14 protein-coding genes are annotated in these 13,185 nt (G+C 63.4%); 8 read left to right on the top strand and 6 right to left on the bottom strand.

Annotated features, from left to right (window positions below; all coding sequences use genetic code 11):
• Positions 1 to 2 precede the first annotated feature (2 nt).
• The 6 genes from AC07UK_RS36065 to AC07UK_RS36040 all read left to right on the top strand — a co-directional run bounded on the left by AC07UK_RS36065 (position 3) and on the right by AC07UK_RS36040 (position 5,067).
• On the top strand, positions 3 to 1,028 hold the full coding sequence (locus AC07UK_RS36065) for an acetamidase/formamidase family protein (RefSeq protein ID WP_436224106.1): 1,026 nt from the start codon (positions 3 to 5) through the stop codon (positions 1,026 to 1,028).
• A gap of 33 nt (positions 1,029 to 1,061) precedes the next feature.
• Positions 1,062 to 1,271, top strand: coding sequence for a XapX domain-containing protein (locus AC07UK_RS36060; RefSeq protein ID WP_010812532.1), 210 nt, complete (start codon positions 1,062 to 1,064; stop codon positions 1,269 to 1,271).
• A gap of 32 nt (positions 1,272 to 1,303) precedes the next feature.
• The gene (locus tag AC07UK_RS36055) at positions 1,304 to 1,495 is read left to right on the top strand and encodes a DUF1427 family protein (RefSeq protein WP_010812533.1); all 192 of its coding nucleotides are present in this window, start codon (positions 1,304 to 1,306) and stop codon (positions 1,493 to 1,495) included.
• 97 nt (positions 1,496 to 1,592) lie between these two features.
• Complete coding sequence (locus AC07UK_RS36050; RefSeq protein ID WP_436224107.1) at positions 1,593 to 3,956, top strand: acetamidase/formamidase family protein; 2,364 nt, start codon at positions 1,593 to 1,595, stop codon at positions 3,954 to 3,956.
• An 80-nt stretch (positions 3,957 to 4,036) separates the two neighbouring features.
• Complete coding sequence (locus tag AC07UK_RS36045; protein WP_436224108.1) at positions 4,037 to 4,534, top strand: hypothetical protein; 498 nt, start codon at positions 4,037 to 4,039, stop codon at positions 4,532 to 4,534.
• A 311-nt stretch (positions 4,535 to 4,845) separates the two neighbouring features.
• Positions 4,846 to 5,067, top strand: coding sequence for a hypothetical protein (locus tag AC07UK_RS36040; RefSeq protein ID WP_436224109.1), 222 nt, complete (start codon positions 4,846 to 4,848; stop codon positions 5,065 to 5,067).
• A gap of 377 nt (positions 5,068 to 5,444) precedes the next feature.
• On the opposite strand, the gene AC07UK_RS36035 is transcribed toward AC07UK_RS36040, so the two are convergent.
• Positions 5,445 to 6,347 (bottom strand): LysR family transcriptional regulator, encoded by a 903-nt coding sequence (locus AC07UK_RS36035; RefSeq protein WP_436224110.1) that lies wholly within the window; start codon positions 6,345 to 6,347, stop codon positions 5,445 to 5,447.
• 137 nt (positions 6,348 to 6,484) lie between these two features.
• Here AC07UK_RS36035 and AC07UK_RS36030 point away from each other — a divergent pair, with 137 nt between their 5' ends.
• Together AC07UK_RS36030 and AC07UK_RS36025 are read left to right on the top strand one after the other, a co-directional pair.
• The gene (locus AC07UK_RS36030; RefSeq protein ID WP_436224111.1) at positions 6,485 to 6,928 is read left to right on the top strand and encodes a DoxX family protein; all 444 of its coding nucleotides are present in this window, start codon (positions 6,485 to 6,487) and stop codon (positions 6,926 to 6,928) included.
• A gap of 34 nt (positions 6,929 to 6,962) precedes the next feature.
• The gene (locus AC07UK_RS36025) at positions 6,963 to 8,330 is read left to right on the top strand and encodes an MFS transporter (RefSeq protein WP_436224112.1); all 1,368 of its coding nucleotides are present in this window, start codon (positions 6,963 to 6,965) and stop codon (positions 8,328 to 8,330) included.
• A gap of 420 nt (positions 8,331 to 8,750) precedes the next feature.
• Here AC07UK_RS36025 and AC07UK_RS36020 read toward each other — a convergent pair whose 3' ends face one another.
• From AC07UK_RS36020 to AC07UK_RS36000, 5 genes are all read right to left on the bottom strand, one after another.
• Positions 8,751 to 9,707, bottom strand: a complete 957-nt coding sequence (locus tag AC07UK_RS36020) for a 2-hydroxyacid dehydrogenase (RefSeq protein ID WP_436224113.1) — start codon at positions 9,705 to 9,707, stop codon at positions 8,751 to 8,753.
• 79 nt (positions 9,708 to 9,786) lie between these two features.
• Positions 9,787 to 10,248, bottom strand: coding sequence for a type II 3-dehydroquinate dehydratase (locus AC07UK_RS36015; protein WP_436224114.1), 462 nt, complete (start codon positions 10,246 to 10,248; stop codon positions 9,787 to 9,789).
• Between the two features lie 17 nt (positions 10,249 to 10,265).
• On the bottom strand, positions 10,266 to 10,886 hold the full coding sequence (locus tag AC07UK_RS36010) for a glutathione S-transferase (RefSeq protein ID WP_436224115.1): 621 nt from the start codon (positions 10,884 to 10,886) through the stop codon (positions 10,266 to 10,268).
• Positions 10,887 to 10,899: 13 nt separating this feature from the next.
• Positions 10,900 to 11,898: an NAD(P)H-quinone oxidoreductase gene (locus AC07UK_RS36005; protein WP_494687979.1), complete on the bottom strand. Its 999-nt coding sequence runs from the start codon at positions 11,896 to 11,898 to the stop codon at positions 10,900 to 10,902.
• Positions 11,899 to 11,970: 72 nt separating this feature from the next.
• The gene (locus AC07UK_RS36000; protein WP_436225332.1) at positions 11,971 to 13,119 is read right to left on the bottom strand and encodes an ABC transporter ATP-binding protein; all 1,149 of its coding nucleotides are present in this window, start codon (positions 13,117 to 13,119) and stop codon (positions 11,971 to 11,973) included.
• Between the last annotated feature and the right edge of the window lie 66 nt (positions 13,120 to 13,185).

The raw sequence follows: 13,185 nt of genomic DNA, 5'->3' as shown, positions 1-13,185 counted from the left end.
ACATGCTGCACGACCTGCCCGCCCGCCCCGAGACCGTCCACTGGGGCTACTTCGATGCCGCCAAGGCGCCCGCCCTGACCGTAAAAAGCGGCGACCTCATTCGCGCCGAAGCGGTCACCCACCATGCCGGCGATGCCCCCGACCTGATGATGGACGACGCCATCCGCCAGCTCTACCAGAAGATTCCCCACGAAGACCGCAACCCCGGCGTGCATATCATGACCGGGCCCATCTTTGTCGAAGACGCCAAACCCGGCGATGTGCTTGAGGTTCGCTACCTGCAGATGATCCCCCGCTTCCGCTTCGGGGCCAATGTCGCCGCGCACTGGGGCCAGCTCTACCAGGAGTTCGAGAAGGAGCGGGTCACCATCTATGAGCTGGACCAGGCCTCCAACACCGCGCACGCGCTGTATGCCTTCGACTATCCCGGCAAGCTGACCATCCCCGGCAAGGTCGTGGATGAGCGCGAATGCTGCCGGCAGCCCGCGCTGGCCGGCGTGCGCGTTCCCGTGCGGCCGCACCTTGGCACGGCCGGCGTCGCGCCCGATGCGCGTGGCCGCGTCACCACTGTCGAGCCCGGCCTGCATGGCGGCAATATCGACAACTGGCGCATCGGCGCGGGCGCCACCATGTACTACCCGGTCCAAGTCGACGGCGCGCTGTTCTCGATCGGCGACCCGCATATCTCGCAAGGCGACGGCGAAGTCAGCGGCACCGCCATCGAGGCCTCATTGAACGTCCTGTTCCAGGTGGTCCTGCGCAAGGACTTCCACTTCCCGTCGCCGCTGCTGGAAACGCCGGATTGCTGGGTCGTCCATGGCTTCCACGAGGACCTGGATGAAGCCGGCAAGAACGCGGCCCGCGACATGATCCACCTGCTGACCGAACAACAGGGACTCTCGCGCGACGATGCCTATTCGCTCATGAGCGTCTCGGCTGACTTCGGCGTGACGCAGGTCGTCGATGGCACCCAGGGCATCCATTGCACCATGCCGCGCTCGATCTTCCCGCCCAAGGACAAGGGCTGAGCCGTCAACGCGACAACAAAGGGAGAGCGCCACATGCAATACGTCTACATAGGACGCAACGAACTGGTTGCACTGATTGTCGGCCTGGTCACCGGCACCCTGTATTCCTGGCTGAACCTGCCGATCCCCGCGCCAAACGTCACCGGCGGGATCTGCGCCATCCTCTTCACCTACATCGGCTATCTGATCGTGCACGCGTGGCGCAGGACCATCGCCTTCGGGCGGCCGCCGGAAAGCCGCTGAATCACGCGCAATTCATGAGATTGGGGAATGACATGGTGGAAATTGCATTGGGCAGCACCGAGCTGCAGGCCGCAGCCGTTGGCTTGGTGACTGGCGTTATCTACACTGCGGTACGTGCGCCGATACCGGCCCCGAACGTGCTCGGCGGGATCTTCGCCATCTTTGGCACGTTCGCGGGATTCGTACTGGTGGCCGCGATGCGGGGGCAGTTGCTGTTCGGCTAGCGGAGGGCCTGGCCTTCGCAAGAAATGCTTTGGATGCGCGGCGGACAGCAATGTCCGCCCGTTTTCGCTGTTGCAGCATGATGCCAGGGAGGTTCAATTGCACCTTTTGCGTTTTTCCACCGAAGCCTATCCACGCAACCGGCGCGGCGCAGCCTGGCGTGACGAACTCCGCGCCGCACGCCTGCATTGCGAGTGCCTGTGCGCCGATCACACCCTGCACGGCACGATCGAGTCGCGGACCACCCCTGCGGGCATCGAGCTGACCTGCATTGCATCGGTCCCCCAGACGCTGGCCATCACCAGCGGCGACGGCCGCGGCCTGATGCTGCTGATGCTGACCGAAGGCGAAGCGCACCTCGCTGCGCCGGAACTGCGTGAACCGCTGCGGCCGGGGCAGGTGGTCTGCGTGCCGGAACACGCCGCCCGCAGGCTGGCCCTGGCCACCAGCTTCCGCATGCTGATCGTGCATATCGGCCAGGCCTTGCTCAGCGCACGCATCACGGCCCCGTTGCCTCGCTCCGCGCTGGTGCTGAGCGGCGACGCTGCGGAACTGTTTGCCCGCCTGCTCCAGTCCATGGCGGCCAGCTTCGACACCATCGTGTCCGCAAACGCCAAGGCCATCCAGCCCTTCGACAACACCATCACCGCCTGCCTTGACGCCGCGCTGGCCGACAGCCAGCCCAGCGCACCGCCGGACATGACGCCCTCGCGCGCGGCCGTCTTTGCGCGCGTCTGCAGCCGCATCGACGCACGCCTTGCCGAGCCGGAACTCAGCCTCGCCGCCATCGCCGCGGACGAGCGCATGTCGGCCCGGTACCTGCAGAAGCTCTTCGAGAAATCCGGCAGCAGCTTTTCCGCCTACCTGCGCACCAGCCGGCTTGAGCGATGCCGGGCCGACCTGGCCAACCACCAGTACGACAAGCTCTCGGTCTCCGACATCTGCTATCGCTGGGGCTTCAACGACCCTTCGCACTTCAGCCACGCGTTTCGCGAACAGTTCGGGATCTCGCCCCGCGCCTACCGTGAGCAGACCGCGAACACGCCCGAGCATCGCCCACCGCAGAATGTCTCCCGCGGGCTTCCGGCCAATGCAAAACGCGCTCCCGCCAGTCCTGGCGCGCCCGCGAACGATGGCTCTGCTGCGCGCCAGCAAGCGGCGCCCACCATCGTCCCCATCACCCAGGCGCGCTCGCACGCCGCCCGCCCGGAATGCCGGCACCACTGGCTGCAGGCCACGGACAAGACCGTGCACTGGGGCTATCTCAGCCACGACCTGCCGCCCGTGCTCGAGGTCATGCCCGGCGACACCGTCACCATCGAAACACTGACGCAGCACGCCTCTGACGACCGGGAACGCATGATCGACGGCGACGCCGGCGCCGAAAGCGTCTTTCACTGGACCGCAGAGCAGAAGAACGTCAACCGGCGCGGCGCGGGCCCCATCGACGCCTCGGTCTATGGCCGCGGCGCCGGCGAAGGCTTTGGCGTGCATATCTGCACCGGCCCGGTCGCGGTGCGCGGCGCCATGCCCGGCGATGTGCTGGAGGTGCGCATCCTGGACGTGCGCCCGCGCCCGTGCTGCAACCCGCGCTTTGCCGGCAGGGCCTTCGGCAGCAACGCGGCGACCTGGTGGGGCTTTCACTATCGCGACATGCTGACCGAGCCGCGCGAGCGCGAAGTGGTCACCGTCTTCGAGATCGATTGCGAACGCGCCGACAGCCGTGCGCGCGCGGTCTACAACTTCCGCTGGACGCCGCAGCGCGATCCGTTCGGCGTGCTGCATCCGACCATCGACTATCCCGGCGTGCCAGTCGACCACGACACCATCGTCAAGAACTACGACGTGCTGCGCGATATCGAGATACCGGTCCGCCCCCACTTCGGCGTCATCGCCGTGGCGCCGGCGCAGGACGGCCTGATCGACTCCATCCCGCCCTCAAGCTTCGCCGGCAACCTGGACAACTGGCGCGTCACCCGGGGCGCCAGCGTCTATCTCAGGGTAGCCGTACCGGGCGCCCTGCTGTCGATTGGCGATCCCCATGCCTCGCAGGGAGACTCCGAGCTGTGCGGCACGGCCATCGAATGCTCGCTGACCGGTGACTTCCAGCTCATCCTGCACAAGAGCACCATGATCGATCGCGACGCTCCCTTCGCCGACCTGAGCTACCCGCTGGTGGAAACCGCCGACGAATGGATCCTGCATGGCTTCAGTTCGCCAAACCACCTGGCTGAACTGGGCCAGATGGCGCAGAGCCATATCTACCTGAAGTCCACCCTGGACGACGCCATGCGCGACGCCTTCCGCAAGACACGCCGCTTCCTTATGTCGGTCAAGGGGCTGAGTGAAGATGAGGCGGTCGCGCTGATCTCGGTTGCGGTGGATTTTGGTATCACGCAGGTGGTGAATGGCAACTGGGGTGTGCATGCGATTATCAGGAAGTCGATGTTCAGCCGTCCGTGAGCGCGCGCGGGGCCGGCTGAACGCTGCCTGCCGGCCCCTATAGTATCCTCGCGGGTTCCCCGACCCGTACCACGAGATTGATGCACCACACCGACGACGCCCTTCCCGAGCACGAATCCACCGCCATCCACGAGCCCCGCCTCTGGCGCGACAAGGGCTGGACCGCCCGCGTCATCAAGAATGAGGACGGCGACGGCTGGGCAGTCGAAATGATCCGCGACGGCAGCGCCGAGCCCGCGCTGGTCGGTCCCTGGACCATGGGGCGGAACAAGGTCGATCCCAAGCCGCTGGATGCCACCGCGCACCAGACGCTGGTCAAGACGGCTTCAGAGGTTATCCGGCGGCATGAGCAGCAATTGCATGCGCAGCTCAACAAGCAGGTCAGTATCGAGTCTGAATCCGGCACTGTGATTGTGAAGCTCGTCATTACGCCGGATGAATTCGAGCCCTTTGGCACGCTCACGGCTGAGGATTCCTTCGGCGATGTGCTGGCGACTGTGAAGGTGCGGCCCGACTTTCGGCTGACGCGAGACAGCGCCGAGCGCTGGGCTGCTGGTGGGTTCGACAGGATTCGCTAGGCAACTGCCTGACAACGAAGCGCCGGAAGATTGCGAATCGTCTGATCGTCACAGACGACAGAGATGGGAACACTAGAGCCATCACCGAAACAACGGTGATCGGGCGTACCAACCCGGATCTTTACAGACGGCCGTCTCATACGGCCAAGTTCGCGCGTCCACGTCTCCTCAGTTTTTGGCGGGCCGGGCGGGGCAGCCGAAAGGCTGGCCGGATTACTCTGTGAGGACCGGTTTGGTACCCCCGCTGTCTGGCCCGCCACCCTTCATTTTTATCCATCAGGCGGGTCTTCCAACTTTGATAGGAGTTCGCAATGGAAGAGCAAACCGCGTCGAAACAACAAACCGCCTTGATCGCCAATCCGGAAGATTGTCGCGAATCGCTGAATTGCATCAGTGCTGGATTGGACAGGGTGCTGGTGCTGTTGGAAGTGGAAAGCGAATGTTCGGATGCCTGCTTTGGTATCCGGTGTCTGGTGGCGATGATTAAGGCGAAGTTTGACCGGACGGCGGGGGAGATTTGTCCGGTGGAGTGAGTGGGGGTGCTGATGTGGCCGGGGAGTTGCTCCGGCGGGATGGGATAACCGCAGCTTCGGCTGCGGTTATTTTTTTGGGGCTGGTACAGAGCTGGTTGGTCTGCTGCTTGGACTGACGCATATCGGCCATCTACAGACGTCGACACCGTACTCACCACGGACGTTCGAAGGTCAGCGGGGCTCCTATAAGGGACATTTACGCGCGTGCAGTCGGTCGATTGTCACCTGACCGGCCATTGCGCCAACAGCCTCGCTTGGTGAAAAGTTGCAAGACCTGCTAGCTGCACGAACTGTTAGTCGTTAACAACAAGTGGTGAAACGCCAAACTGGCCCAGTGCTCATATGCGGTCCGGATGCTGCTCGGAAGGGGCTGAAGCTCAAAGTCTTTCCAGCAAGAAATCAATGAAGGTACGTACTTTGGCCGGCACATACCTGTGGCTTGGGTAAACCGCCGAAACCATTTGGGGCGGGGGAGCGTATGTGCCCAGCAGCTCGACCAGACGCCCGCTAGCTAGATCCTCCTGTACCGTGAAGTCGAGTAGTTGCGCAATGCCCGCGCCGCTGGTAACTGCGGCCAAGGTGCCCAAGGGATGGTCAAGGGCAAGCGCCGGACGAATCGCGACTTCGCTGAGTTGGTCACCCTCGGTGCGAAACAACCAGGGCAAGCAGCGCCCGGTGTCCGGCATCAGCATGCCGATACATTGATGTCGGACCAGGTCGCCTGGCTGCCGGGGATGCCCGTACTTGCTTAGATAGGACGGCGTTGCCACCACGATCCGTCCCGTCTGATCCAGTGGACGGGCAACCAAGCGGGAATCGGCCACCGTACCGATGCGCACCGCCATGTCGAAGTCTTGCCGGACGAAGTCGACGGTCGCATTGCTAAGCGATACCTCCACGGTGACCCGCTCGCCATAGCGCGCCATGTATTCCGAAATCAATGGGATCACGCGCTTAATGCCATAGCTGTAGGGAAGGCTCACACGCAACACGCCGCGCGGAATCTGTTCAAGCGTTAATGCCGTTTCAGTCTCGTTGATGCGATCAAGCGCCTGTTGGCACGAATCGTAGTAGAGCTGGCCTTCGTCGGTCAGGCGCACGGCCCGCGTCGTTCGGGCGAATAGTCTGAGTCCCAGCCGGGTCTCCAGCCGTTGTACCGCTTTGCTGACAGCCGACGGCGTTGTCCCCAGCGAGACGGCTGCGGCGGTAAAGCTCTGTGTCCTAGCCGCCACACAGAACATTTCCACGGCATCCAGACGGACGCTGTTCGGTCCCTTCATGCTTATGTCCTCTAGCGCACGAGACATTGATTAGTGCCTATATGGCACAAATAAAGTGCCGACCGATGATATCTGATCGTAAGCGAGATGACTATTATCTGAGCCATGGCATTACTTTGATGGAAATGAGGACTCAAATGCGCTTGGATTCGATGTCACCCGATTTGGATCGCCTGACGAAAAGCCGTACAGGCATCCGTCTCGGATACGCCTTGGTGGGGCTGCTGTTCCTGGTCTCCGGCGTATTGAAAGCCACGCACTTCGCCGGCCTGGTCGCCAAATTGGCAGCTATGGGACTGCCCATGGCACCGCTGTTGAGCGTGCTGGTTGCCTGTGTAGAGGTGGGCTGTGGCTGTGCGCTAATCCTGGGCTGGAAGACCCGCTGGGCTGCGGCAGTGCTCGCCATGTTCGTCGTCCCCGCCACGTTCCTGTTCCACGCCTTCTGGGCTGCCGACGCCTCGAGCTACAGCAACCAGCTCAACCACTTTCTCAAGAACGTTGGTTTGTTCGGTGCGCTGCTTGCCATGGCCTGGACTCCGTCATCGGCGGTAGCGGTCGCTGATGGCCGCGCCACCCAATAACCCGTAGAAAAGGACACCAATAGGAGACAGATCAATGAGCACTCCAGCCGCCCCCGCCAACGCCAACGCCATCGACGTCGATGACCTGCTTGGAAAAGCCCACCCCGCATTCCAGCTTCTCCTGCTCGCCTTGTGCGGGATGTGCCTGATCATTGACGGCTTCGATGCCCAGGCCATGGGATACGTTGCCCCGAGCCTGCTCGCCGAGTGGAATGTTCCCAAGACGGCGCTCGGGCCCGTGTTCAGCGCAAGCCTGGTCGGGATGCTGGTTGGCGCCATGTGCCTGTCCATCCTGGCCGACCGCATCGGTCGGCGCCCGGTGCTGATTGGCGCAACCCTGTTTTTTGCAATTGCCATGCTGGTCACGCCGCTAACCGGCAGCATTCCGTCGCTGATGGTTGTGCGATTCGTCACCGGCCTTGGCTTGGGCTGCATCATGCCGAACGCCATGGCACTTGTCGGCGAGTATTCTGCTCCGGACCACCGGGTCAAGCGAATGATGCTTGTCTCGTGCGGCTTCACGGTCGGCGCTGCCATCGGTGGCTTCGTCAGCGCGGCGCTGATTCCCGCCTTCGGCTGGCGCTCTGTTTTCTGGGTCGGCGGGGCAGCGCCCCTGCTGCTCGCGCTCTCGATGCTTGTGGCCTTGCCGGAGTCCCTACAGTTCCTGGCACTGAAAGACCGCCAGCGACAGGCCCGGCGCTGGCTTGCAAAGTGTACACGCGGCCAGCCGATCGATCCCTCGGCGCGCCTCGTCGTAAGAGAGAAGCCGGCTTCCGGAGCGCCTGTGGTCGAACTATTTCGTGCCGGCCGCGCGCCTGTCACACTGATCCTGTGGGCCATCAGTTTCCTCAACCTCATCGACCTCTACTTCCTCTCGAATTGGCTCCCCACCGTGATGCGCGATGCGGGCTATGCTCCTGCCACGGCAGTCATTGTCGGAACGATGCTTCAGACAGGCGGTGTTATCGGTACGCTTATGCTGGGCAAGTTCATCGAGCGATTCGGCTTCGTCCGGGTCCTGTCAGTTTGCTTTGCGGTGGCCGCCGTGTCCGTTGGCCTGATCGGTACAGTGGCACACGCGTTGCCATGGTTGCTGCTGGCCGTGTTCGTGGGTGGATTCTGTGTCGTCGGGGGCCAGCCGGCGGTCAACGCCCTGGCCGGCCACTACTACCCCACAGCCTTGCGCTCGACTGGCATCGGCTGGAGTCTCGGTGTCGGCCGCATCGGCTCGGTCCTCGGGCCGCTCGTCGGCGGACAGTTGATCGCACTGCAGTGGAGCAACGGCGCGCTCTTTCAGGTCGCTGCCCTACCGGTCATCGGATCGGCCTTGCTCGTGATTCTGTTGGCAGGCAGTGGACGCAAGCGCTCGGTGACAGCGGTCGGCGTGCAGTCAGGCGGCTAGGCAGCACCGTTCGGGATCTGCCCTGCGTCAGCGGATGACCGTTGGACTTAGAGAACGGCCGTCGACTGGGCGCCGAGTCAAACGACCGCGAGGGGTTGCGGATTCAACCGGTCGATGCAACAGCTTGTATGGAATCGTTCAGCCGGAAGAACCTTGATTCCCGGCTTCGTCGACGCGCACAGCCATTTCCTGGCGACCGGTGTCACGGAGGCGTTCTCCGTCGACCTGTGATTCTGGCATCGTTGCGTGGCCTTGCCGTACTACCTGTACTGTCTCGGCCACCCTGACACATTGGAACAATTCGCCTCGCGATCCGAGTCCCCTCCTTCGCCGCCAAGCCAGAACCGCTTCGCTTCATTCTGATCGCGCCTCCCGTCCCTTCCTCGCGTCCGGCGCATTGCGCCAAACGTAGTCCATACCTCAATATCCGCGTGCTGGATCGATGATGTTGTCCGGCAATTCGCCGGCAGAAACGCGAACAATACTCTCCGCAATCTGCCTCGCCGCAGACGACGGAATCGCCACCGAAGCCAGGTGGGGTGTGATCAGCACATTATGCATGCTCCACAACGGATCCCCGGCAGGCAAAGGTTCGCGCTCGAAAACGTCCAGGGTTGCCCCCCCGATGTGGCCGCTTTGGAGCAGGTCCGTAAGCGCCGCCTGATCGACCAGTGCGCCCCGCGCAACGTTGATAAAGGCCGCGCCTCGCGGCAGCCGCTCGAGTCGCGCCCGATCCAGGATGCCAGCCGTCTGCGGCGTGAGCGGCAGCATCACGACGACAATGTCCGCCTGTCCGAGCACGGTGTCGAGCGTTTCCAGTCCGGCAAAGCATTCCACGCCTTCGATCTGCGCCGGGCTGCGCGACCAGCCGATCACCTTGAGCCCCTGGCGCTGCAGTTCGTGAGCCGCTTTCGCGCCCAGCTGACCGAGCCCCAAAACCGCCACGCGGATGTCTTCCGGAGAACGGGGATGACGGTAGGCCCACTCACCCCGCCGCTGCGCCTGCTCGAAGTACGGGATGTCCCGGGCGTGCCGCAGCACAGAGAACAACACGTACCCCGCCATCATGCGCGCCATCTGCGGGTCCGTGAGCCGTGTGATCGGAATGCCTTGGGGAAGATCCTGCCGCTCGACCAGTGAATCAACCCCCGCCCCCAGATTGACGATCAGGCGCAGGTTCGTCATTTCGGCAAAGAAATTCTCCGGCGGTTTCCAGGCGAGCGCGTAGTGAATGTCGGCCGGCCGGGTGATTTCGCTGGAGTGAATGACCTTCAGATTCGGCAGCTGGGCCTGGAGCGCGCGCTTCCACGTGTCGAAATCGTCGAATGCGCTGTAGAAGGCCAGCGCGCCCGAGGGGGTGTCTTCAGAAATTGGCATCTTGGCAACTGCATTGAGAATAATGGCAAGGACGGCAGCGAGAGTACATCTTGCTGCCGTTCCACGTGCGCATGGGAAATCAGACCGCTGCTCTGCCCTTCTGCACCAGCCGCGTGACGGCCTCGATGGCAAATTCGTAGCCGTCGCCGCCCAACCCGGCGATCACGCCATCCGCCACCTTGGAGATGTAGGAGTGGTGGCGGAACGGCTCGCGCTTCCAGATGTTGCTCATATGGGTTTCGATGATCTTGCCGGGGAAAGACAGCAAGGCATCGAGGATCGGAATCGACGAGTAGGTCAGGCCGGCCGCATTGATGATGATGCCGTCCGCCACGCCGCGCGCTTCCTGGATCCAGTCGACCAGCTGTCCCTCGTAGTTCGACTGCAAAAAGCGCAGGTCGGCATTCAGGGACGCGGCCTTTTGCTCGCATCGTGACTGCAGCACCGGAAAGCTGTCGCTGCCGTAGGTTTTGTTGGCGTCCAGGCCATAAAGATTGGCGTTGGGGCCGTTCAGGAACCAGATAGTGATCTTCGCGCTCATGTTCTGACCTCTGTATCTCAACCTTCGTGGGGGCGCGTGGCCTGCATGGCGGGCAGGCTTTGGAAAGCCTCATTCCAGCGTGCCGCGTTGCCGTATTGGGCGCGCCAATCGAGTTCGGGAAAGCGGAAGTCCAGATACCCCAGCGCGCAGCCGATGGTGATTTCACCGATGGTGGGCTGTTCTTCCACCAGGTCCGGTGCGATGGCGTCGATTGAGTCGAGGCAGGCGCTGACTTTCGTCAGCAGCGCTTCGCGCCACGTGGGCCACTGGACTTCCTCGGGGCGCGCCGTCCGTTCGTAGCGCGCGAGCAGCGCGGCGTCTAGCAGGCCATCGCCGAGCGCCTGGCGGGTCAGGGCCGTCCAGCGCGCGGGGCCGGAGGCGGGAAAGATGTCCGCGGCGTCTGCCCGGCTGGCCAGGTACTCGCAAATCACCCGGCTGTCATAGATGGCCTGGCCGTTTTCCAGGATCAGCGTCGGGACTTTGGCGAGCGGGTTGTGGGCCGCGATGCGCGGGTCGCGCTGCACCGGATGGGCGGCGCTGTCCAGCAGTTCGATGGATTCGGCCTGCCCCGTCAGGTGTGCGCAGACCATGACCTTGCGCACGAATGGCGAGGTCGGAGCGAAAAGAAGTTTCGGCATGCTTTATTGGATTCTAGGGGATCAGGACCAGCTTGCCGAAGACCTTGCCGCTTTCCAGTATCTGGTGGGACGCGACCGCCTCCGCGAGCGGGAAGGTGGCGTGGATGCGCGGCTTGACCCGTCCGTTTTTCAGCAGCGGGATGACATGGCGGGCAATGCTCTGGGCCATCCGGGTCTTTTCGTAATGGCTCTGGGGGCGCATGGTGGACGAGTGCAGGCTCACCTGGCGCTGCATCAGCGTCAGCAGTTCGACATTGACCGCCGAGCCCTGCATGAAGGACAGGCTGACATGACGGCCGCCGAAGGCCATGGCGGCAAGATTGCGGCGGACATAGTCGCCGCCGACGATATCGATTACCACGTCGACCCCGCGCTCATCGGTGTACTCCAGGCAGGCCTTGGTGAAATCGGTGGTGGGCCAGCAGATCGTCGCATCGGCGCCCATGGCGCGCAGTTCTGGAAAACGGCTTTCATCGTTGTCCGTGACGATGACGGTTGCGCCGGCGGCATGCGCCATGCGGATCGTGAGCGTGCCGATGCCGCCGGCCGCACCGTGGATCAGGACGGTTTCGCCCATGGCCAGGCGGCCCAGCTCGAACAGGTTGTGCCACACGGTGAACAGCCCCTCGGGCAAGGCGGCTGCCTCGGCATCGGAAAGCGTGCCGGGCACGATGAAGGACTGATCGACCGGCGCCGTACACCACGGCGCATAGCCGCCGCCGGGCACCAGGCTCATCAGCCGCTGGCCCATCAGCTGGCTGTCCACACCGGGGCCGCAGGCGACCACTTCGCCGCAGACTTCCAGGCCGAGCACGTCAGTGATGCCGGGCGCGGGCTTGGCGATACCTTGACGCTGCATGATGTCGGGCCGGTTGACGCCGGCGGCGAGCACGCGCAGCAGGACTTCGCCAGCACCGGGCTCGGGCATGGGGCGCTCGGCCAGCGTTAGCACACCGGCGTCGCCGGGTTCACGGGCGATGATGGCTTGCATGGAGCGGGGAAGACTGGTCATGGGTGTGTTCTCTCAGGCAGCGTTGTCTGACGCGTTGGGTTATGCCTTCGCGTTGCGCTCTTGCATCTGTTCTTACGTCCGCTTCTGCGGACTGAAAATGCTGACGCCCTCATCGGGCAGCGCGAGTCCCGCGACCGAGCCGATGGGCCATTGCTGCATGGCGCCCAGGCCCGCACTGCGCACCGTGACGACCTGACGGGCCGTCATCGGAATGTCCACGTCGATGAACGTATTGATGTGATCGCCCTGGTAGACGTGATTGATCACCGTGCCGCTCAACACCGATTCGGAATGCAGATTCTCAAGCCTGATGTGCTCCGGGCGCACGTACACGTCCAGCCTTTCCCCGTCGTGCGATGCATCGGCCAGGCGGGCATGCGGAAAGCTGATGAGCCCCGAGCCCAGGCGCAGTTGCACATCCGTTGCCGTCTGGCCGTGATAATGCGCCGGCAGGATGTTCACGTCGCCCAGGAAGGACGCCACGAACGGGTCTTGCGGGTTCTGATACAGATCGGCCGGCGACGCGATCTGCCGAATGATGCCGTTCGACATCACCGCGATCCGGTCGGACATGGCCAGCGCCTCGCCCTGGTCGTGGGTGACGAATACTGTGGTCAGGCGCAAGCGGCGCTGGATTTCCCGGATCTCTACCTGCATGGAGCCGCGCAGGTTCTTGTCCAGGGCCGAGAAAGGCTCGTCCAGCAGCAGTACCTTGGGCTGGATCACCAGCGCCCGCGCCAGCGCCACGCGCTGCTGCTGGCCGCCCGAGAGTTCGCGGGGCTTGCGGTGCCCGAGGCCGCCCAGCTTCACCAAGTCCATCACCTGCTTCACGCGCTGTGCGATTTCATCCTTGCCCACGCCCCGCATGCGCAGGCCATAGCCGATATTGCGCTCGACGGTCATGTGGGGAAAGAGCGCGTAGTTCTGGAAGACGATGCCGATCTGCCGCTTGTGCGGCGGCTCGCAGGTCACCGGCTGGCCATCGATGAAGATCTCGCCAGTGTCGGCTTCCGCAAAGCCGGCGATGAGGTTGAGAAGCGTCGTCTTGCCGCAGCCGGACGGGCCCAGCAGGGTGAGGAATTCCCCGCGTCGTATCTTCAGCGAGAGCTCGTGCAGCACGGTGTGGTCGTGATACTTCTTGACCACACGTTCCAGGCTGACTGCGGTATCGGGCTGTGCGTTGTGTTGCTGTGCGGCAGGCTCGGAGTTGGCTACGTTCATAGGTGTACAGAGATTGAGGAGTATGCCGTGCTCCAGGCTTGGGCCCAATGACATCGAGGCCGAGCT

This window comes from Cupriavidus sp. GW821-FHT07C08 (genome assembly GCF_059419025.1).
This window is presented reverse-complemented; position numbering and strand designations above follow the sequence as displayed.

Coding starts and splice junctions, on each gene's coding strand:
- AC07UK_RS36035 (WP_436224110.1), bottom strand. CDS start 6,347: ATGAAGGGACCGAACAGCGTCCGTCTGGATGCCGTGGAAATGTTCTGT.
- AC07UK_RS36015 (WP_436224114.1), bottom strand. CDS start 10,248: ATGAGCGCGAAGATCACTATCTGGTTCCTGAACGGCCCCAACGCCAAT.
- AC07UK_RS36040 (WP_436224109.1), top strand. CDS start 4,846: ATGGAAGAGCAAACCGCGTCGAAACAACAAACCGCCTTGATCGCCAAT.
- AC07UK_RS36005 (WP_494687979.1), bottom strand. CDS start 11,898: ATGACCAGTCTTCCCCGCTCCATGCAAGCCATCATCGCCCGTGAACCC.
- AC07UK_RS36020 (WP_436224113.1), bottom strand. CDS start 9,707: ATGCCAATTTCTGAAGACACCCCCTCGGGCGCGCTGGCCTTCTACAGC.
- AC07UK_RS36065 (WP_436224106.1), top strand. CDS start 3: ATGCTGCACGACCTGCCCGCCCGCCCCGAGACCGTCCACTGGGGCTAC.
- AC07UK_RS36030 (WP_436224111.1), top strand. CDS start 6,485: ATGCGCTTGGATTCGATGTCACCCGATTTGGATCGCCTGACGAAAAGC.
- AC07UK_RS36055 (WP_010812533.1), top strand. CDS start 1,304: ATGGTGGAAATTGCATTGGGCAGCACCGAGCTGCAGGCCGCAGCCGTT.
- AC07UK_RS36045 (WP_436224108.1), top strand. CDS start 4,037: ATGCACCACACCGACGACGCCCTTCCCGAGCACGAATCCACCGCCATC.
- AC07UK_RS36000 (WP_436225332.1), bottom strand. CDS start 13,119: ATGAACGTAGCCAACTCCGAGCCTGCCGCACAGCAACACAACGCACAG.
- AC07UK_RS36010 (WP_436224115.1), bottom strand. CDS start 10,886: ATGCCGAAACTTCTTTTCGCTCCGACCTCGCCATTCGTGCGCAAGGTC.
- AC07UK_RS36060 (WP_010812532.1), top strand. CDS start 1,062: ATGCAATACGTCTACATAGGACGCAACGAACTGGTTGCACTGATTGTC.
- AC07UK_RS36025 (WP_436224112.1), top strand. CDS start 6,963: ATGAGCACTCCAGCCGCCCCCGCCAACGCCAACGCCATCGACGTCGAT.